At 72.8% G+C, this 20,734-nt stretch carries 11 protein-coding genes and 2 pseudogenes; 5 read left to right on the top strand and 8 right to left on the bottom strand.

The window, feature by feature from the left end; genetic code table 11:
• The first annotated feature begins 609 nt into the window (after window positions 1-609).
• Together FNH08_RS19550 and FNH08_RS19545 are read left to right on the top strand one after the other, a co-directional pair.
• Window positions 610-1,769: pseudogene (locus FNH08_RS19550) on the top strand (adenosine deaminase).
• A 76-nt stretch (window positions 1,770-1,845) separates the two neighbouring features.
• Window positions 1,846-2,625 carry a glycerophosphodiester phosphodiesterase gene (locus FNH08_RS19545; RefSeq protein ID WP_152772780.1) on the top strand — a complete coding sequence of 260 codons (780 nt, stop codon included), beginning with the start codon at window positions 1,846-1,848 and terminating at the stop codon, window positions 2,623-2,625.
• Here the strand turns inward: FNH08_RS19545 and FNH08_RS19540 are convergent.
• Entirely contained in the window at window positions 2,570-4,261 is a 1,692-nt protein-coding gene (locus FNH08_RS19540) for a sigma-70 family RNA polymerase sigma factor (RefSeq protein WP_322724856.1), read from the bottom strand. The two genes, FNH08_RS19545 and FNH08_RS19540, sit on opposite strands and share 56 nt — an antisense overlap.
• Before the next feature lie 307 nt (window positions 4,262-4,568).
• Here FNH08_RS19540 and FNH08_RS19535 point away from each other — a divergent pair, with 307 nt between their 5' ends.
• Complete coding sequence (locus tag FNH08_RS19535; RefSeq protein WP_152772779.1) at window positions 4,569-5,720, top strand: serine hydrolase domain-containing protein; 1,152 nt, start codon at window positions 4,569-4,571, stop codon at window positions 5,718-5,720.
• Between the two features lie 24 nt (window positions 5,721-5,744).
• Here FNH08_RS19535 and FNH08_RS19530 read toward each other — a convergent pair whose 3' ends face one another.
• Window positions 5,745-11,672, bottom strand: a complete 5,928-nt coding sequence (locus tag FNH08_RS19530) for a WD40 domain-containing protein (RefSeq protein ID WP_322724855.1) — start codon at window positions 11,670-11,672, stop codon at window positions 5,745-5,747.
• A 188-nt stretch (window positions 11,673-11,860) separates the two neighbouring features.
• On the opposite strand from FNH08_RS19530, the gene FNH08_RS19525 reads away from it, so the two are divergent.
• Window positions 11,861-13,210, top strand: coding sequence for an ArsB/NhaD family transporter (locus tag FNH08_RS19525; protein ID WP_194238534.1), 1,350 nt, complete (start codon window positions 11,861-11,863; stop codon window positions 13,208-13,210).
• Window positions 13,211-13,216: 6 nt separating this feature from the next.
• Here the strand turns inward: FNH08_RS19525 and FNH08_RS19520 are convergent, their stop codons facing one another.
• The 6 genes and pseudogenes from FNH08_RS19520 to FNH08_RS19490 all read right to left on the bottom strand — a co-directional run bounded on the left by FNH08_RS19520 (window position 13,217) and on the right by FNH08_RS19490 (window position 19,462).
• Window positions 13,217-14,164, bottom strand: a complete 948-nt coding sequence (locus FNH08_RS19520) for an inositol monophosphatase family protein (RefSeq protein WP_152772777.1) — start codon at window positions 14,162-14,164, stop codon at window positions 13,217-13,219.
• Window positions 14,127-14,882: a hypothetical protein gene (locus FNH08_RS19515; protein WP_228034228.1), complete on the bottom strand. Its 756-nt coding sequence runs from the start codon at window positions 14,880-14,882 to the stop codon at window positions 14,127-14,129. Before FNH08_RS19515 ends, FNH08_RS19520 begins: the two co-directional genes overlap by 38 nt.
• Window positions 14,879-15,844 (bottom strand): hypothetical protein, encoded by a 966-nt coding sequence (locus FNH08_RS19510; RefSeq protein WP_322724853.1) that lies wholly within the window; start codon window positions 15,842-15,844, stop codon window positions 14,879-14,881. The genes FNH08_RS19515 and FNH08_RS19510 overlap by 4 nt, the downstream gene beginning before the upstream one ends.
• Window positions 15,845-15,933: 89 nt before the next feature.
• Window positions 15,934-16,421 (bottom strand): annotated as a pseudogene (locus tag FNH08_RS19505) (xanthine dehydrogenase family protein molybdopterin-binding subunit); the annotation flags it as partial.
• Window positions 16,422-16,720: 299 nt separating this feature from the next.
• A complete protein-coding gene (locus FNH08_RS19495; protein ID WP_194238533.1) occupies window positions 16,721-18,382 on the bottom strand; it encodes a transposase in 1,662 nt (553 codons plus the stop codon).
• A gap of 210 nt (window positions 18,383-18,592) precedes the next feature.
• Window positions 18,593-19,462, bottom strand: coding sequence for a helix-turn-helix domain-containing protein (locus FNH08_RS19490; protein WP_152772775.1), 870 nt, complete (start codon window positions 19,460-19,462; stop codon window positions 18,593-18,595).
• Window positions 19,463-19,648: 186 nt separating this feature from the next.
• Here FNH08_RS19490 and FNH08_RS19485 point away from each other — a divergent pair, with 186 nt between their 5' ends.
• Entirely contained in the window at window positions 19,649-20,665 is a 1,017-nt protein-coding gene (locus tag FNH08_RS19485) for a zinc-dependent alcohol dehydrogenase family protein (RefSeq protein WP_152772774.1), read from the top strand.
• Window positions 20,666-20,734: the final 69 nt, after the last annotated feature.

Here is a 20,734-nt window from a genome sequence, read left to right as displayed (position 1 = left end):
CGATGGGGTCGGCGGTTTCGGCGCGGGGGTCGTCGGCTTGTCGAGCTGGACCTTCGGCGCGGGGGCCGGACTGGCCGGCCGGACCTCAGCGGCCGGGACGGCGTCCTGCGGTTCGGGACTGGGATCGGCGCCGGAGCCGGACCCGGGATCGGCGCTGGAGCCGGAGCCGGTCTGAGGAGTCGGCGCCGTGTTCTCCGAAGGCCAAGGCCCGGCCGGAGGAGCCGACGGCCTGTCGAACTGCGCCTTCGGCGCGGGAGCCCAACTGGCCGGCCGGACCTCATCAGCCGGGACGGCGTCCTGCGATTCGGGACCGCGATCGGCACCGGAGCCGGAGCCAGGACCGGAGCCGGAGCCGGGATCGGCACCGGAGCCGGGATCGGCACCGGAGTCGGAGTCGGTCGGAGGAGTCGGCGCCGTGTTCGCCGGAGGCCAGGGCTCAGCCGGGGGACGGTTCTCCGGGGGAGCCCAGGGGTTCGGGTCCGGGGTGCCCGGCGGCTGCGGCGGCTGTGCCTCGTCGGACATGCACGGGATCCCCTCTGTCGTACCCTCCGTCATGCTACGGCCCACACCTCCGCCGCACGGGCCGCCGCCTACGATGATCCCCGAGTCATCGATCAGCCGATCACCCGCGCCCCCGGCCACAGTCCGGTGGACGCCGTTCCCGGGGAGGAACCTTGACCGACCAGCACGCCGTACCCGAGGTACCCGAGGGCCCGACCAGTGCCACCGCCTCCGCCGCCCGCGACCTGCACGCCTTCATCGCCGGTCTCCCGAAGGCCGAACTGCACGTGCACCACGTCGGCTCCGCCTCCCCCCGCATCGTCTCGGAACTGGCCGCCCGGCACCCCGACTCCAAGGTCCCCACCGACCCCGAGGCCCTCGTCGACTTCTTCACGTTCACGGACTTCGCCCACTTCATCGACGTGTACCTGTCCGTGGTGGACCTCATCCGCACCCCCGAGGACGTCCGGCTGCTCACCTACGAGGTCGCCCGGGACATGGCCCGGCAGCAGGTGCGCTACGCCGAGCTGACCGTCACGCCGTACTCCTCCACCAGCCGCGGCATCGACGAGCGCGCCTTCATGGACGCGATCGAGGACGCCCGCAAGGCGGCCGAGGCCGACTTCGGGACCGTGTTGCGCTGGTGCTTCGACATCCCCGGCGAGGCGGGCCTGGCCTCGGCCGAGGAGACGGCCCGGCTGGCCACGACCGACGCTCTGCGCCCGGAGGGCCTGGTCTCGTTCGGGCTCGGCGGTCCCGAGATCGGCGTACCGCGGCCGCAGTTCAAGCCGTACTTCGACCGGGCCATCGCCGCCGGTCTGCACTCCGTGCCGCACGCGGGCGAGACCACGGGACCGGAGACCGTCTGGGACGCCCTGACCGAGTTGCGCGCGGAGCGCATCGGGCACGGCACCAGCTCCGCGAAGGACCCGAAGCTCCTCGCCCACCTCGCCGAGCACCGCATCGCCCTGGAGGTCTGCCCGACCTCCAACATCGCCACCCGCGCGGTCCGCACGCTCGACGAGCACCCGATCAAGGAGTTCGTGCGGGCCGGGATACTGGTCACCATCAACTCCGACGACCCGCCGATGTTCGGCACGGACCTCAACAACGAGTACGCCGTCGCAGCCCGCCTCCTCGACCTCGACGAGCAGGGGCTGGCCGCGCTGGCCAAGAACGCGGTGGAGGCGTCCTTCCTGGACGCGGCGGGCAAGGCGCGGATCGCGGACGAGATCGACACGTACACCTCCGCCTGGCTCGCCCCCTGAGCCCCTCCGGGAGCCCTGGGCTCCCGCCTGGCGCCCTCCTGTCCCGGCCCGCCCGGCAGCAACCACAATGGGGCCCATGCACACCGTGACAGCCGTGGCCCATCGCGGCCACCCCTACCGTGTCCGCGAGAACACGATCGACTCCCTGCGCTCCGCGCTCGCCGCGGGCGCGGACGCGGTGGAGATCGACGTACGGCTGACCCGGGACGGCGTGCCCGTCCTGCTGCACGACGCGACCCTGAAGCGGCTGTGGGAGCAGGACCGGCCGCTGGCCGCGCTGTCCTCGGCCGAGGTGCGCGGGCTCACCGGCGGCGGGGTGCCGACGCTGGCGGACGCGCTGCTCGCCGCCGGGGACAGCCGGCTGATGATCGACCTTCCGGGCGCGGCCGATCCCCGCGCGGTACGGCGCGTGGTGGACGTCGTGAAGGAGTGCGGGGCCGAGGAACGGGTCTACTACTGCGCGGGCGCCGACACGATGCTCGCCGTACGCGCCGCCGACCGCTCCGCCGAGATCGCCCTGACCTGGACGACGCTCGCCCCACCGCGCCCGGCGCTCCTCGACGCCGTCCGCCCGCGCTGGCTCAACTACCGCTTCGGGCTGGTGACCCGGGAGCTCGCCGCCCACGTCCACCGGGGCGGCTATCTGCTGTCGGTGTGGACGCCCGACACCCGTCGCTCGATGCGGCGGCTGCTGGACGCGGGCGTCGACTCGATCACGACGAACCGGATCGAGACGCTGTGCGCGTTGCGCGGGACGGCCTTGCGCGAGACGGCGTTGCGCGAGACGCCGCCCAGGACCGCTACACGCGCGAGCGCTGAGGCACCGTCGCCGGGTCGGCCGGGGTCGCGCGCGTGAGGTACTGCGGGACCGGGGCGTTGTCCTTGCCGGTGTCACGGACGAGGCCGTAGCGCGTCGTGCCGTCGGGGGGCCCGCTCCGCACGTCCTCCTCCACCTTGTCCCAGGTGCTCGGGAAGACGTTCAGACCGTAGTCGGCGCCGCGTTCGTTCACGGTGAGGGTGACCTCGCCGTCGACGTAGAAGTACTCGTTCTGCCACATCTGCTGGGTGCCGGACGGCAGGACGGCGTAGCCGGTGGTCGCGTTGCCCATGCCGGTGGCGGAGGTGTCTGTGCTGCTGACGGGGTCGTCCATGCGGCGGCCGCCGCCCGAGGCCACGTGGAAGAGCTTGCCCTTCAGGCCCGTCCAGGAAGGCATGACCAGGCTGCCCGCCCGGTACTGCGGCGAGATCTGCCAGCGGACGAGGACATAGCCCTGGCCCTGAAGCGTCACGCTGTCCCCGCGGTGGTTCATGGTGGCGTGGGCGCCCCCGCTGCTGGTGACGCCGGAGGCGGGCCGTCGCGGCAGGGCCGCGGGCTCGGTGTCCGGGTCGGGGGCCTTGTCGACGGCGTCGACGACCGTCCCGTACGGGTCGGCCTTCTTCGTGCGCGTCGGCGAGGGCGAGGACGAGGGTGAGACGGACGGGGTGGGGGCCGACGGGGTGCTCGACGGAAGGCGGGCCGTGCTCGCGGCCGTGGGAGCCGCCGCGCGCGGAGGCGGGGCGTCCGGGGTCTGCGTGACGACGTACGCGCCGCCCGCGACGAACGTCGCTCCGGCCGTCACCGCCACGGCGGGCTGGGTGAGCGCGCCGAGGAACTTCGCGGACCAGCCCACGGTGGTGGCCGTGGCCGTCGCGGCCACGGCGGTCTTGCCGCCGAACACCAGCGACAGGGTGAACCCGACCGGCACCGGGACGAGGGCGAGCCCGACGAGGAGCCGCTCGGCCGGCACGACCGCCCGGCCGGGCTCGGCGCAGTACGCGCAGCCACGGATGTGCCGGGCGAAGCGCTTGCGCCACACGGAGTCGGGCCGGCCGTCCCAGCGGCCGGTCAGCTCGCGCAGCTCGGGGCAGGCCCCGTCGAGGGCCCGGACGATGCCGCGCGCGGTCTCCAGGCGGGCCTTCATGCGCTGGACGCGTACGGCGGCGTGCTGGCGGTTGATCCCGACCGCGTCGGCGAGCTCGCGCCGGCTCAGCTCGCCGGCGACCTCCAGCCACCACAGGGACAGCAGCTGCCGGTCCTCGTCGTCGAGCCAGCGCACCGCCTCGGCGACCTCGCGCCGCTGCCCCTCCAACTGCAGCCGCAACACCGTGAGCTCGGCGAAGTCGGCGGCGTCGTGGGCCACGTCCTCGGTCAGCCGGTCGGCGGACTTCCGGCGCGCCCGGTCCCGTATCTGCCGCATCGCGATCGCGACCAGCCAGGACCGGAAACTGTCCGGATCGCGCAGCGAGCCGAGGTTGTCGACGGCACGCAGCATCGTCTCCTGCACCACGTCGTCGACGTCCGCGTGACCGTTGAGGGCCCGGCCGACGATGTTGTAGACAAGCGGCAGCCAGCCCTCGACGAGCTCGTCCAGGGCACGCCGGTCACCGGCCTGTGCGGCCGCGATGGTGGCACGCCACTGCCTCCCGTCCACGCGCGTCCTCTCCGCCGTCACGCTCCCTCCGAACGTACTTTCTCAGCCAACCTGGCGAGCGACGGGCCGGGGAGTCGGCTCGCGACGGAGATCACAGTCTCGCTCCTGTGCGTGGGGAACAGGTGACGCGTGTGGAGACGGGGTGGAGGCGCACGGATAACAGTTTTTCGCTCCCGGAAACCGGTTGAAGTCCTCTGGGCCACGGGCCCCCTAGGGGCTCCCCCGGGACCGTCTCCGGGGCCGCGCCCTCCTCACTGATGACCCGCGGGACACGCGCCCCGCCGCATGATCGACGGAACAACACCCGCCCCGTACCCAGGAGTTGCCGATGCCCACGCGCAGACGCTCAGCCATCGCCCTCGCGTCCGTCCTCGCCCTGGGCATGGCGGCCGGTCCCGCGGTGGCCGCCACCTCCCACGCCACCCCGCCGCCCGCACGCTGCGACACCACGGGCCCGAACCACACCGCGCTCTGCAAGGCGATCTCCGGACTGCCGGACGACGACGCGACGGCCGCGCTCGTACGGGTGAGCGGCGAGAAGTGGACCTGGCACGGCACCTCCGGGGTCCGTGACCTGAAGACGAACCGCCCGGCCCTGGAGGACGGGCGCTTCCGTGCCGGCTCCACGACGAAGGTGGTGACGGCCGCGATCGTGCTGCAGCTGGCCGCCGAGGGGGATGTGGACCTGGACGAGAACGTGGAGACGTACCTCCCGGGCCTGCTCACCGACGCCTTCGACAAGCCCGTCACCGTGCGGCACCTGCTGACCTTCACGAGCGGTCTGCAACCGGGCAAGGACCTCGGCCCGGTCAACGGCGAGGGCTACGAGAACCGCTTCGTCACCCTCACCCCCGAGGAGGTCGTGGCCTCGTCCGTCGCCCAGGGTCCCGCCTTCGACCCAGGAGACCGGCAGCAGTACCAGAACATCGACTACACCGTGCTCGGCATGCTGATCGAGCGGGTGACGCGCGACTCGTACGAGCACCAGGCGTCCGTCCGCGTGCTGAAGCCGGCCCGTATGCGGGACACGTCCTTCCCCGGCGGCCCGGACCCCCGCGTCCACGGCCCGCACAACCGCGGCTACCAGCTCCTGGCGGACGGACGCCTGGTCGACGCCACCGAGTGGAACATGTCCGACCGGTGGGCGGCGGGCGACATGATCTCGACCACGGCTGACCTGGAGAAGTTCCTGGTCGCGCTGTTCAGCGGAGAGATCGTGCCGAAACCGCTGCTGGAGAAGGAGATGCTCACGCCGGCGGACGCCCCCGGCGCGACGATGAGCGCGGGACTGACGCTGCAGAAGCTCCCTGACGGCCGCGAGCTGTGGTTCAAGACAGGCGCCCGCCCGGGCTACAACACGGGCATCGGCGCCACCGCGAACCTGTCCTTCACCCTGGTGTACTCGGTCAACGCCACCGACGCGAAGTCCGAGGACACGAACCCGGTGGTCGACCGGATCGTCCAGGCCGCGCTCGGCTAGCCACGACGAGAAGCCGGACCCGTCTCACTCCAGCGGCTCCTCCAGCGGCACGTGCCGCACCCCCGGCAGGTGCCCGTCGAGTTCGCCGGGCTCGAAGCGGCACATGCCGACCACGTGCCAGAACTCGCCCGTGACGTCGCCCTCGTACTTGTAGCCGCCGGACGGCGAGAGCGCGGCCCAGCCGCCCGGCATCCCGACGAGGGTGGCGCGCGGCGTGGCCGGGGCGTCGGCGGGCGCGTCGGCGGGGACGCTCCACAGCCGTACCGTGCCGTCCTCGCCGCCGCTGGCCAGCAACGAGCCGTCGGGGCTGAAGGCCACCGCCAGCACCCGGCCGGTGTGGCCGGTCAGGGCGGCGGTCTCGCGGCCGGTGCGGGCGTCCCACAGGCGGACCGTCCGGTCGTCGCCGGCCGTCGCCAGGAGGGGGCGCAGGGGGTGGGCCGCGGCCGTCCACAGCTTGCCGGTGTGGCCGGTCAGCCGGTGCGCGGCCGCGCCGTCCTTCCAGATCACGGCGTGCCCGTCCCAGGAGGCGCTGGCCAGCCAGGACCCGTCGGGCGCGAACGCCACCGCGTACACCCGGTCGGTGTGGCCGTCGAGGACGGCCGTGATCCGGTGGCCGGCCAGGTCCCAGATGCGTACCTTGCGGTCGTCGCAGCCGGTGGCGAGGACGGCGCCGTCGGGCCGGAAGGCGATCGAGCGGACCCGGCCGAAGTGCTCGCCGATGGTGGTGACGTGCGCCCCGGTGGCCCGGTACCAGAGCCGTACGGTGTCGTCGTCGTTGGCCGTGGCGAGCAGTTCGCCGTCGGGGCTGAACGCCTCCGCCCAGACGTGGTCGGTCTCGACGTCCATCTCGCGCTGGTACTCGCCGGTGGCGGCGTTCCACAGGTACATGTCGCCGTCGCTGCTCGCGGTGGCGAGAAGTGTGCCGCCGGGGCAGAACACCGCCGAGACCAGACGGTCGCCCTGGCCGGTGAGTTCGCGCAGCCGGCGCCCGGTGGCGGAGTGCCACACGCCGACGACGCCGTCGTTGCCGCCGGCCGCCAGCATCGATCCGTCGGCGCTGAACGACACGGTGCCGATACGCCGTCCGTGGCCGCGCAGGATGCGCCGCCCCTGGCCGGTGGCCGGGTCCCAGATCCGTACGACGCCGTCGTTGCCGCCGGTCACCAGCAGCGAGCCGGTGTCCAGGGCGGGCGTGTCGCCGTGCGGACGGAACTTGGCCACCCAGACCGAGCCGCGGTGCTCCGAGGGCTGCCGGGTCAGCGGCACGGCGACGGGCGGGCCGCCGGGCGCCGGGGCGGCCTCGGGGTCGATCCGCCACAGCCGGACCACTCCGGCGCTGTCCCCGGCGGCGAGCAGCGTCCCGTCGGGGTCGAACAGCACCTGGTAGACGGCGCCGCGGCAGCCGCCGAGCAGCCCGGCGAGGCCGCCCGCGGCCAGGTCCCACAGCCGTACGTCCCCTTCGGTGTCCCCACTCACCAGGAACCTGCCGCTGGGGTGGAAGTCCAGGGTGTAGACGCGGCCCGGGTGGCCGGTGAACTCGTGCAGCACGCGTCGCCCGGCGACGTCCCACACCCGGACCGTGCCGGCCCCCCGCCCGTCGCCCATGTCCCCGGTGGCGAGCAGCGTCCCGTCGGGGCTGAACCGGGCCCGGAACACCGCGCCCCGGTGGCCCGGCAGTTCACCGAGCGGCCGTCCGGTGGCGAGGTCCCACAGCCGTACGGCGGCGGAGGCGTCCCCGGTGACGAGGGTGGTGCCGTCCGGCCCGAAAGCCACCGTGTAGACGGGGGCCGCGTGGCCGGGCAGCCGGTGCAGCGGGGTGCCGGAGGCCGTGTCCCACAGGGTGACCACGCCGTCGGCGTCGCCGGTGGCCAGCAGGGAGCCCTCGGAGTCGAGGACGACCGGCCAGACGCCCTTCGGGTGGATCCGCAGCACATGCCGGCACCGTCCGGAGACCGGGTCCCACAGGCGTACGGTGCCGTCGGCGCTCCCGGTGGCCAGCACCCGGTCACGGAACTTGACCGCGTAGACCCGGCCGGTGTGCCCCTGAAGGGTGCGCAGGGCGGTGCCGGTGACGGCGTCGCAGACCAGCACTCCCCCGTCCTCGCTGCCCACGGCGAGGAGTTCGCCGTCGGGGCTGTACGAGAGGGGTTCGGGCAGCCGGCTGGTGCGCATGTCGTAGCCGTACGGAACACCGACCGCCGAAGGCCGGAAGCCGGAGTCGACGGCCATCCCGGGGGCGACGGCGGCGGTGGCCAGTTCCGGGGTGTCCGGCAGGCCGGGCCCGGTGGTGGCCGAGACGAGCGCGGACCGTCGCCACCGGCCGCCCTCGACGCGGGCGCCGGTCAGGTCGGTACGGATCAGCCGGGCCCGCCGCAGATCCGCGCCGCGCAGGTCGGCGCCGGTCAGGTCGGCGCCGTCGAGCCACGCCCCGGTCAGCCGGGCGTGGCGCAGCACGGCGCCGGAGAGGTTGGCGCCGACGAGGCGGGCGTCGGTGAGGTCGGCGCGGGTGAGGTCGACGCCGGAGAAGTCGCGGTAGGACAGGTCCTCCCCGGCGAGGGCGGCGCCGCGCAGGTCGGTGTGGGCGGGCACCCGCAGCCGGGTGAGGATCTTCACGGCGTTGGCGCGGGCGATCTCCTCGCCCCGCGCGGTGAGCTCCGGGTCGTCCCCGGCGGGGCCGCTGAGCGCGCCCTCGGCCCACTCCTGGCAGACCCGGTGGTCGGCGAGGTCGCACAGGAACTCCACGGCGAGGCGGCTCAGTTGGCGCCGTACGAGCAGCGTGGTGTCACCGGCGGCCAGCCTGAGGGCGCACTCCCGGGCGATCAGCCACTCCACGACCGAGCCGTGGATGAAGCGGAACACCCCGTCCTCGCTGCGGACCAGCAGGCTGCCGGAGCCGACGGCGTGCGCGGCCTGCGGTACCGAGAGGCGGCTGTCGGCGAGCCCGGTCAATGTCTCGGCGACGTCGGTCAGTTCGTCGAGCCGCAGCGAGTCCTGGCCGCTCTCCCACAGGCGCAGGGCGAGCGCGGTGACCGCGTTCCACAGCTGGTCGAGGCTGAGTCCGGGCGCGCGGCCGGGGCCGCCGGTGCCGCGGTGCTCCTCGAAGCGCAGCCAGGCGGTGAGGACCTCCTGGTAGAGCCCGGCGGGGCTGAGCGCGCGGCCCGCTCCGGCGACCGCGCGCAGTTGGTCGTCATCGAGGTCGGCGACGAAGCCGAGCAGCCGGGGGTTGCGGCACAGGGCGAGGAGGTCGGGGATGGCATCGAGGAGCCGTACGCGGCGCTCGGCGGCGCGGTCGTCGCCGTCGTAGCGGTTCACCAGGTAGGCGCGGATCTGCTGCGGGGTGAACTCCTGCACCGCCAGCACCCGGCGCTGCGGGAGCAGGCCGACGCGCTCGCCGAGCGCGGTCAGTACCTGCCCCTGGGAGCGGAAGTGCTGGGTCCGGCTGCTGACCACGATCTTGGCGCTGTCCACGGCCGAGTCCAGCAGCACTTGGAGGCGTTCGGCGGCGCGGTCGTAGGTGACCTGGTTGACGAGCTCGTCGAAGCCGTCGAAGAGCAGCACGATCCGGCCCTGCTGGAGCATGTAGCGGAAGGCCCGCAGGTCGATGTTGTCGACGCCGTGGGCGGCGAGGTGGGCGGCGACCAGTCCTTCGAAGGAGTAGGCGCGGTCCAGAGCGTGCAGTTCCACCAACAGCGGGACCAGATGCGGCAGTTCGGCCGGGATACGGCGGGCCAGCTCACGCAGCGCGAAGGTCTTGCCGTGCCCGAAGTCGCCGAGCAGCAGCAGGAAGCGGCCCTGGTCGGAGTCGAGGAGCCGCAGCATGTCGTCGACGAGTCCGTCGCGGTCCTCGGCACCGAGGCGTTCCACCTCCCGGTACCGCTGCGGCAGGTACATGTCCGGGGGGTAGCGGGGGTCGGTGCGCAGCCGCTCGCTCTGGGCGCCGACGTAGCCGCGCAGGTCGAGCAGGCCCTGGAACTCGGTGAAGCTGCGCACCCGTACGCCCCTGCGGCGGGCCAGATCGCGCAGCTCGCGGGCGGGCGGCGGGCCGTCGTGGACGAGTTCGGCCTCGGTCTCGGAGTCCGCGGCGTGCACGAGGGCCACGAAGCGCTCGACGTCCTGCGCGGTGGGGGTGCCGGTGTGCACGGCCACGCGCTGCTGCCGGACGAAGCCCGACTGGGTCCAGGTGACGAGCAGTTGGGGCACGGGTCCGGCCACCGGGCGGATCTGGGCGCCCTCGTGGCGGGTGCGGCAGACCTCGGCGACGCGGGCGAGCAGCGCCTCGGCCGGGGACTGCACGGCGCGGAGCTCGGGCTCGCCGGTGGCGGGCTGCCCGGTGGCGGGCGCGCCTTCCGGGGCGTCCGTCGTGGCGGTCCCCGGGCCTGGGGCGGCCGCCGGTGCGTCCGGGCCGGGGCCGAAGGCGCGGTGGGCCCGCCGCCACTCGACCTGGCGGCGCTGGGGCGCGCTCTGGGCCTGTCCCCGCGGATCCCCCTGCCAGTTCGTCAGGCCGTCGCGGCTGACGCGGAGCAACTGGTGCCGGCCGGGCCCGGTGGAACCGAGCACCTGTACCTCACCGGACTGGGTGGTCAGGACCGGCCGCGCCCCGGAGCCGGTCGGGCCGTGCAGCAGCAGGTGCAGCCGGGGCGCGGTCAGCCGGGCCAGCACGTCGGTGTCGCGCAACGGCCCGGCGTCGTCCGGGGCTCCGGCGCGGGCCGGACCGGGCCGGGGGGCCGCACCGATCCGGGGGACCGCCCCGGGCGGATGGCGCAGGACGCCGATCCGCAGCCACCCCTCGTCCTCGTACGGCCGCAACGCCTGGGCGAACCAGGCGGCCTGTTCGGGGCCGACCATGCCGTACTGGTCGTCGAGGCGGTGGCTGTGGGCCATCGAGGAGTTCAGGCCCGCGACGACGGTGTGCAGTTCGGGCACCGGGAAGAGGGTCCACGGCTGGTCGCTGTCGAAGACGGCGTCGAGACCCTGGTAGAGCTCCTGGAAGAGCCGGGCGAAGTGCCGCCACTTGGGCCAGTACGGCGGCCGGGGCGGCATCTCGTCGGCCTCGCACGTGCTGAAGTAGGCCCGGCAGGCGGCCTGGTTGACGTCCCGGCCGCCGGGGACGAGGGCGACCCGGTGCGGTTCGAGGCCGAGCAGCGCGCGCAGACCGGTGAGGAAGGCCAGCGCCTGTTCGAACTCCCGTGGGCTGCCGGAGGCGGTGAGGTCACCGGTGACCACCAGCAGGTCGGGGGCGGGGGCTCCGGCGTCGGTGAGTTCGACGAGGTCGCCCCAGATCGCCGCCTGTAACCCGGCGGGGTCCTGGCCGCGGCCGAAGGCGGGGCCGGCCAGGTGGAGCACGGTGACCGCCTCGCGTACCCGGCTGTCCGCCTGGGTGCGCGGGTACACGGGCGGTGCCGCGGGCCTGCGCCGCCCGGCCCAGCCGGGGCGGCCGAGCGGCCGTGCGGGAGCCGTGGGAGCGGTGAGAGCGGCGGTGGACCCCGCAGGGGCCGGCGGCGCCGGGAGGCCGTTCCCACCGGTCCCGCCGGGGTAGCCGGGGCGCAGGCTCGGCCGGGCGCGGCCGTCGAGGGCCTGGCGGACCCGGGTGAGGAGCAGCTCCCGGGCGGCCGACGCGTCGGTGACGGGGACCAGGTCGACGTACGTGATGGTGGCCAGCAGGCCCTCCACCGGGATGTCCTCGACGCGAACGGTGAGCAGTCTTCGCTCCGGGGCGTCGGGGTCGGCGCGCAACGCGGCCTGCCACTCCATGCGGCCGTAGCGGGAGCGCTCGTAGTTGCGGGACAGGACGGCGATCACGGCGGCGGACTCGCTGACCCCACGGTCCATGAAGTCGACGAAGTTGGTGCCCGGCACGAAGTCCCATGCCTGGAGGACCGTGCGGTAACCGGCCTCCTCCAAGGTCCAGGCTATCCACGACGCCCAACGCTCGTCGGCCGGCGAGTAACTCACGAAGAAGTCCAATGGCCCGGTTTCCCCCGGGGTGATCTGTCGAGCCACCATATATTCATGATGCAATGAGAGAGCGTCGGTATGAACCGTTTTCGCGACGACTCCTGTGGCTGAAAGGCCCGGCGGGGGTCGGCGTTCGGGAACAGCCCCTGGTCACAGCCGGGCACAGATGTGCGACCCTTCCCTGCGTGCGTGTCTTTCTGCGTCTGCATGTGCTCGACCGGGTGGCGATCGGCCTGCTGGCGATCGGGCTGTTGTGCGTGGCCACGGGGTTGCTGCCGACCGGTTCGGCGGGCGACGCGATGACGCGGATCGCCCCGCTGCTGGCGTTCCTGGGTACGGTGATCGTGCTGGCCGAACTGACCAGCAAGGCCGAGGTGTTCGACGTGGTGGCGGCGCGCGTCGCACGGGTCGGGCGGGGCAGCTACGCGGCTCTGTTCCTGCTCTGCGTGGCCTTCGCCTCCGTCACGACCATCGCCCTGAACCTGGACACCACGGCCGTACTGCTGACCCCGGTGATGCTGGCGCTCGCCTCGCGGGTCGGTATCGCGCCGGTGCCGCTGGCGATGACGACGGTGTGGCTGGCCAACACGGCGAGCCTGCTGCTGCCGGTCTCCAACCTGACGAACCTGCTGGCCGCGGACCGGGTCGCGCTGTCCCCGCTGGGCCTGGCAGGCCGGATGTGGGCACCGCAGCTGGCGGCCATCGCGGTGACCATGGTCTGCCTGTGGCTGTTCTACTGGCGGCGCGGAAAGCGGTCGGACGCACCCGCACCCACATCCGGGCCCGGCGCGGCCCGCGTGGATGACCTACGGGCGGGCGCCGCGGACGACGTACGGGCGGGCAGCACGGACGATGTACGAGCGGTCAACGCGGACGACGTACGAGCGGGCAGCGCGGGAGACGGGCGGTCGGGGAAGTCCGACCGCTACCGGCCGCCCGAGGTGCACCGGCCCGCCGACCCGGTGCTGTACCGCGCCTGCGGGCTCGCCTGCGCCGGGTTCCTGCTCGCGATCCTGGTCGCCGACGTCGAGCTGTGGATCGCGTCCGCGACGGCCGCGGCCGTCGCCGTGGCGGCCTTCGCGGTGCGCGACCGCTCAGCGCTGCGGCTGTCGCTGGTCCCGTGGCGGCTGCTGGTGATGGTGCCCGGAATGTTCCTGGTCGTGGAGACGGTCAACGCCAACGGGCTGCACGACCTGCTGGCCTCCGCGATCGGCCATGACGGCGGTCTCTGGGGCCTGTTCCGGGCGGCGGCCGTCGGCGGGGGCCTGTCGAACGTGCTGAACAACCTCCCCGTGTACCTGGCCGGGGAGGGAGCCGTCCCGGTGGGAAACCACGACCAGCTGCTCGCGCTGCTCATCGGCACCAACGTGGGTCCGGTGGTGACGCCGTGGGCCTCGCTGGCGACGCTGCTGTGGTACGAGCGGTGCCATGCGTACGGGGTGCGCGTGCCGGTCGCGCGGCTGATGGGGACGGGGGCCGTGCTGGCTGTCGGCGCGGTGGTGGCGTCGGTGCTGGCGCTGACGCTGACGGGGTAGGCGAGGCTACGGGAGGGGGTGGCGCGGCGCGTACGAAGGCCGGCCGCGCCCGACGGCATCGCAGGCCGCCACCAGCTCCAGCAGATACGGCAGCACCTCCGGCCGCCCCGCGACGAAGGAACGCTCCGTGTCGGGCCCGCTGAAGCCGCCGCGGAACTCCCGGCCGTCCAGGTGCCGGACGGCCACGCCCGCCTCGCGGGCCAGCAGTTCCCCGGCCGGCAGATCGATCGCCTCGGCCCGGTATCCCACGAACCCGTCGATGTCCCCCCGGGCCAGCATGGCCCAGGTCAGCAGCGGCGCCCACAGTTGGAGCAGCCGCCTGGACCGGTTCTCCAGGGTGTGTTTCAGGGCGCGGGCCGTAGGGTCGTCGCGGCCGACCGCGTGGCCCTGCGTCCAGGCGAGCAGCGGCCCCGCCGGCGAGAGCGGACGGCCGTCGGCGACGCGGGCGAACCGTCCGCGCGGCCCGTGCGCGCCGCCGCCGCGCAGCGCCGACCAGGTGCGTCCGGTCACCGGATCGTGCACGACCCCCACCACCGGTGCCTCGTCGACGCACAGGGCGATGCCCACCACGTAGGCGGGCAGCCCGATCACCACGTTGTTGCTGCCGTCGAGCGGATCCACGAGCCAGGTGCGGCTGCTGCTTCTGCCGCCGCCGTCGTCGTCACTGCCGCGCAGTTCCCCGGACTCCTCGGCGAGGATCCGGTCGTGCGGGAAGCGCTCGCGGATACGGTCCACGACGAGGCGTTCGGCCATCAGGTCCAGATCGGTGACGACATCGCCTCGTTCGCCCTTCGGGCGGGCGGCGAAGCCGTCCGGGAACCGGGACCGCAGCAGCGCCCCGGCCTCCTCGGCGGCGGCCACCGCCGTACGGCACTCGGAGGCGAACGCGGCAGACGGTTCAGGCAGGTGGTTCGAGTCAGGCAGGTGGTTCGAGGTCGGCGGATTCGGGCTCATGGATCCTCCTGACGGCGGCCTGAGCGATCCGGGCCGTCTGGGTCGCGTCGCACATCCGGCGGACCACCCGGTGGCCCGGGGCCCGTAACGGACCCAGTGAGAGGTCCGCCCGGCCGGGCAGCGTCCGCCCCAGCACCAGCGTGGCGGTGGGGCGGCCGTCCGGCAGCACGGTGGTGTGGAACTCACCGGCGGGAAGGGAGTAGGTCTGACCTCGTACGCTGGTCCGCTCGACACCGGGCAGACAGCGCACCAGCCGCTCGGTCGGCCGCAGTTCGTCCACGCCGGACGGCTCGCTGTGCACCTCGAACACCCGGTGGGTGGGCTTCTCGGTCTCCTCGTGGACCTCCATGTGCCGGTTGCCGAGCCGCCCGTACAGCACCGTGCTGGTCAGGTCCCAGCTGTGCGAGTGCACCTGGTGCGAGAGCGCCTGCGGGGAGCGCTCGGAGGGCACGGATCCCCCGAATCCCCCAAAGACATGGACGCAGACCCCCCGGGGACCGTCGCGGAGGATGGGCAGGCAGATGAATCCCAGGGGATGGCGCACCGCGCGCAGGTCGCTGCGGCCCGAAACGACCTGCTCGAGTTCCGATGCGGCGTGCCGCATCAGACGGGCGGCGGCGTCCCGCCGTGCGGCCCGTTCCAGGGCCGGGTAGTCCATCGTGCCCCCCTTCCGGCGAGACTTCGCCGAGCTGCGCCGCTCGTCCGAGATGCCGCTCATCTGCGATAGGGGTCCTCCGCCCGCAGCGCCCTGTCGATGATGTCGCCGACATCCGGGTCGGTGAAACTCGCCGGCAGCGGCAGACCGAGCCGGTCGAGCAGCCGTCTGGCCTCGTCCACGGTCGGCTCGTCGCTCAGCGGTGTGGCCTCCCGCAGATCGAGCTTGACCGCCTGCTCCCGGCCCTGGTGCAACTCGGTGACGTAGTAGTCGTAGAGCGGCCGGCCCCGCTCCACGTACAGGCTCACCCGGCGCGGGTCGTCCTGGGTGATGATCAGGCAGGTGTCGGACAGGTCGAAGCGCAGGGTCGGTGCCACCGACGACAGGTGCACGTCGATCTCCAGGGTGTCCAGCCGCTGCCGGTGCCAGGCTGCGGCGAGCACGGTGGCGTACGACTCCTTGCTCGTGCGCTCGGCGGTCCACTCCGCGAACGCCCCGCCGTCGTCCCGGTGTCCGAAGGTGCGCCGGAACCGCGCGTACGCGGCGCACACGCGGTCGTCGGCCGGGTTGAGGATGTCGATCTTCATGCTGAGGGAGCGTCGCTGCCGCTTCGCCTCCTCGACGCACAACGGCAAGGTCACGGCGCGCAGATAGGTGCCGGTGCCGCCCTTGAACACCCAGCGGGCGGTGTTCCGGCGGGCCTTCTCGTGCGCCAGGGTCACCTCCGCGCCGGACAGGGTCCGCACCATGGCCAGGTCCTCGATCGCCCGGCTCGTCCCCTCGGTCGCTCCCCGGATGTCGGCCAGCCGCCGCCGTCGCTCGGTCAGCGATCCGTAGACGAGCGCCGCCAGGACCAGCAGGGTGGCGCCGGAGACGATGTTGTTGTCGAAGTTCTTGTCCAGGACGTCCAGCACGCCGATGACCAGCGCGACACAGATGGCGACGACACCGTCCGCGTTCCTGACCGCCCAGGCGATCCGGTCCTCCAGCCGACGCCCCGACGGCTGCGATGCGTTACGCGTCACGTCCCACCCTCCCCCGACGGCGACCTCCATCGTAGGAGGAACGGCCCCCGGCAGCCACGGTGCGCGAATCGGCCTCTGGGGGCTCGGTGTCAGAGCAACGTCTCGGCGGTGATGGGCAGTTCGCGGACGCGGCGGCCGGTGGCGTTGAAGACGGCGTTGGCGATGGCGGGTGCCACGCCGATCATCACGAGCTCTCCGAGGCCCTTGACGCCGAGCGGGTCGGCCTCGCGGTCCTCGCCGTCCAGGTAGATCGCCTTGAGGTCGGGGATGTCGGCGTTGACGGGCACGAGGTAGTCGGCGAGGTTGGAGTTGACGATCCGGCCGTCGCGGTGGTCGGTGACCGTGTGTTCGAGCAGGGCCGTTCCGCGGCCACCTCGGCGAGGGTTGCGTTGCAGCCGTAGAAGGAGTGCCTCTCGGGCCCCGGCGGCGGAGGGAAGGAGCCGTCCGCCTCCAGGTGGGTGCGGTTGTCGCGGGCCAGCAGCCGCTGGTACGTCTCACCGCGGTCCGGGTCGCAGGCGTCCAGCACGGCGGTACGGACGTCGGCCATGGTCATCGAGCCGCCGTGCGGCGGGGTCGGCCCTCCGACGACGCCGACCGCGGTGCTGGTGGCGATGAAGGTGCGCCGACTGGGCGCCGAGGAGGACTCGCTGGCTCCGGTGGGGGTGGGACAGCGGTTTCAGGGAGTTCAGCAGACATGCACACGCCTTCGCATCACAGACGGATCGGTCGTACGGAGCCTCCGTACGGATCGGCGCGGCAGGAGGCGGGATCGTCGTCGGCGCGGACCTGGGCGACCGCCGGCCCTGCTGCGGCCGTCCATGCGGGGAGTCTGGCATCACCGGTGACGCCTGAGGCAGGGAGAGTTTTGTACCGTTCCTAAAGACTGAGCGGGAGTGAGTCCTGGTGCCAGGACTCATGCTCAGCCGGATGCCCCCCACGGTGTTGGGCGTCCTGGTACTCCGCGTTCGCTCCGCATCCGGCGCGCACGGATCGTGTCCGTGGTCCGGGGATGCGGGGGCGGAGTTCCTCACACCCCGGGGTGCCCGGTCGGGCCTGGACGGTCCGATGCCCCACACGATCACTCCGGTCGTGTGGGGGCGGTGCCGTCCTCCCCCAGTGCCTTAAGGGCCTGGGAGGTACCCCCAGCCGGATCGGGTGTCCCAGGGCGCGCCTGCCGATCGCCACGGCGGCTGCGTCGTGGCGGGTGGTGGTGCGGTGGGTGCTGGTGAGGGGTTTCTGCCAGTGCTGGGCGCCCCACCGGCTGGTGTAGGCGGGGTCGACGGCGACGATGGTGATGCCGAGTTCGGACGCCATGCTCACGAGCCGGGCCCGCAGCCTGCTGACGGGGATGCCGGAGATCAGCTTGCGGAATTTCTTGCGGCGGCCGTGCTTCTCGCGGGTCTTCTCGGCGGTAAAGTCGAGGTCTTCGATCGCGATCGCGAGGCTGTGGCGTTTGGCCCAGTGCAGCAGGCGGATCAGGGCGTGGCGTACCTGGGCGTCGCGGTGGGCGGCGGTGCCGGACAGGTCGTAGCCGAACCGGACAGGCTCGCCGACGGGGTTGCCGTGGGCGTCCAGGCGCCAGGCGGCCAGGTGGTCGGCGTTGGTGTCGACACCGACTAGACCGTTCGCGCGGGCTGTGGCCAGGGGCACGGTCTTGACCGGCGGGATGGTCCATGACGCGGTGAGGTACCAGCGGCCGCGTGCGGTGTCTTCGTGGATGCGGTAGGCGACGGCACGGTTCGCGGTGACCCGGTCGCGCCACTGCTCACCCCGGTGTGCGAACGCCACGCGCGCGGTGAGGACGTACCGGCCGTGCGGGGCGTTGGCCAGATGTGCGAGCGGGGCGGGGAGTTTGAGGGAGACCTCGCCTTCGGGGGTGACGCGGATGGTCTCGTTGCCGAACCGTTTCCCGCTCTCGCCGTCGGCTTGGAGGAACCGGCGCCCGGCCTGCCACCGCGCACGCCACTGCTCCTCGCTCAGCTGCGCCTGCTCCAGGTGGTGGCGGGTGTTCAGCAGCCGCTCCCCACCCCGCACCACACCCACGCGTCCGGCATCCCAGTCCGCACGGGCGGCCTCAAGCCGGTCGGCCAGCACATACAGACGGCGCGACTTCGCATGCCACTCCCACCTGCTGGCGTAACCGCCCGGAGCCCGCTTACCGCCCTTCTCCCCGACAGCCAGCGACAACCGGTGCGCGATGGTGCGCACACCCGCCTCCAGACCCTGGATATGAGCGAGCTGCCCGCGCCTGGCCAGCGCCCACTGATCATGGGTGGCCTTCGTGATCGACCCGGCCCAACGCGAAGAGCACTCCTCGGTCAGGGCACGCTTGCGCTGCGCCCACTGCTCGGTGTCATGGTCAAGCCCGGCCGCGCACCGGGCCTTCAGATCCCGGGAGGCGAGTGTGCCCAGATGATCGCCGACCAGACGAAGAACCTTCTCATCCTCCACAGTCAGGTGCTTGAGCCGGTCACGGACCGCCACACCAGACGGCCCCACGACGACGAACGGCACCGCCATCTCCCGCAGTACGCCCATCCCGCGTCACCCCCTCGCCGGAGCCACCCGAACAACCACTCAGCCCACCCAACGACCACTACCAGCACAGGTCACGCATTCGACATGCGAAACCCCGTTCTCTGCCCCCACGAGGTCGCACGTGCCCCAGCCCGCACGCTCATGCGCCCCAGAACATGCCCATGCGCACTCAAACGCCAGCAGCTCCCCCCTTCGCCGACACCGACGCCGTCAGCCGAGCGGTTGCGACGGGGACAGGTTCTGGTCGGCGGCCCAGGAGGCGAGGATGCGCAGCCGCTCGTGGGTGGCGGAGCCCGGCGCCGCTGTCCACACCGTCAGGTGCTGGTCGGGGTCGGTGTTGGCGGTGAGGGTGTCCCAGTCGAGGACGAGTTCTCCCACGACCGGGTGGTCCAGTGTCTTGGTGCCCACGGTCCGGGCCGCGACGCGGTGGTCACCCCACCACTTGGCGAACTGCTTGTCCCGTGTGGACAGTTCACCGACCAGCTCGATCAGACGAGGGTCCTCGGGATACTTCGCGGCTTCCATGCGCAGCTGGGCGACGGCGATGTGGGCAGAGGTCTCCCAGTCGGCGTAGAGAGTCCGCATGGCCGGGTCGGTGAAGATGATCCGCGGGTAGTTGCGGTGCTTCTCCGGGATGCGGGAGAAGTCGGTGACCAGGGCGGCGGCCAGCGCGTTCCAGGCGAGAATGTCCCCGCGTCGGCCCTGCACGATGGCCGGGGTGGCGGTGAGATCGTCCAGGACCCGCTGCAGCTGCGGCTGGACCTTCTGCCGGCCGCGGCGCCGGATGCGGGTGGTGGTCCTGCCCGCGAGCTGGAAGAGGTAGCCCCGCTCGTCGTCGTCCAGGTGGAGGACCCGGGCGAGGGTGTCGAGCACGGGCGCCGATGCCTGCATACGGCCCTGCTCGAGCCGGGTGTAGTAGTCGGTGCTGATACTGGCGAGCTGGGCGACCTCCTCGCGGCGCAGCCCTGCCACCCGGCGGGGGCTGCCGGTCTCGGGCAGTCCGACCGTGCGCGGACTCAGCTCCGAGCGGCGCTTCTTGAGGAATTCTCCCAGCTCATTGAGGGGAACGTTGCCGGTCATGCTTCCCAGGATGACACCGATCTCACCGGAGAAAGGGGGGAGAATTCACTCCCAGGATGTTCTTCTCCCAGGATGATTTTCTCCGCTTTTCGCGTCAGCCCTCGGGTGTGAGGCTCCACCGTGAGCAGCCGTTCGCAAACCCCGGCTGCCGGCACGCAGACCCTCGCAGTGAAGGAAGACCCAGCCATGCGCGGAGCAGTCATACACGCCCCCGGCGATGTGCGCTTCGAGGAGCTCGACAACCCGAAGATCAGCCGACCCACCGATGCGATCATCCGCACGGTCGCCACCTGTGTGTGCGGCTCGGACCTGTGGCCCTACCGCGGCCTGGAGCCCGTCGGCGACCCGCACCCGATGGGGCACGAATACGTCGGGATCGTCGAGGAGACAGGCAGCGAGGTCACCCACGTCAAGCCGGGTCAGTTCGTCGTCGGCTCCTTCGCCACCTCGGACAACACCTGCGCGAACTGCCTGGGCGGCTGGCAGTCCTCCTGCCTGCACCGCGAGTTCATGAGCACCTGCCAGGCCGAGTACGTCCGCATCCCCAACGCCCACGGCACCCTCGTCGCCACCGACGGCCACCCGGACGGCGAGTTGGTGCCCAGCCTGCTCGCCGTCTCCGACGTGATGGGCACCGGCTGGTACGCCGCCCTCGCCGCCGAGGTGAAGCCCGGCTCCACCGCCGTCTTGGTGGGTGACGGAGCGGTCGGCCTGTGCGGTGTCATCGCCGCCAGGGAACTCGGGGCCGAGCGGATCATCGCCATGAGCCGCCATGAGTCGCGCCAGAAGCTCGCCCGCGAGTTCGGTGCCACCGACATCGTCAGCGAACGCGGCGAGGAAGGCATCGCCCGCGTCAAGGACCTCACCGGCGGTATCGGCGCCGACTCGGTGCTGGAGTGCGTCGGCACCGCCGAGGCCATGCGGCAGGCCCTGCACTCAGCCCGGCCGGGCGGCAACGTCGGCTTCGTCGGCGTCCCGCACGAGGTACAGGTCGACGGCGTGGAGCTGTTCTTCTCCCACGTCGGCCTGCGCGGCGGCCCCGCCCCCGTCCGCCGCTACCTGCCCGACCTGATCGACCGCGTCCTGTCGGGGCGGATCAACCCGGGCAAGGTCTTCGACCTCACCCTGCCCCTGGACCAGGTCGCCGAGGGCTACAAGGCGATGGACGAACGCCGCGCCATCAAGGCCCTGCTCAAGCCCTGACCGTCACCCGTCGCTCGCCGGGGCAGGGCAGCGAATGCGCGGCCCCGGATGCCCCCTGCGCCCCACGCC

Source organism: Streptomyces spongiae, assembly GCF_009377185.1.
Classification (GTDB): domain Bacteria; phylum Actinomycetota; class Actinomycetes; order Streptomycetales; family Streptomycetaceae; genus Streptomyces; species Streptomyces spongiae.
The sequence above is the reverse complement of the archived record's forward strand: the minus strand, read 5'-3'. Positions and strand labels throughout refer to the sequence as shown.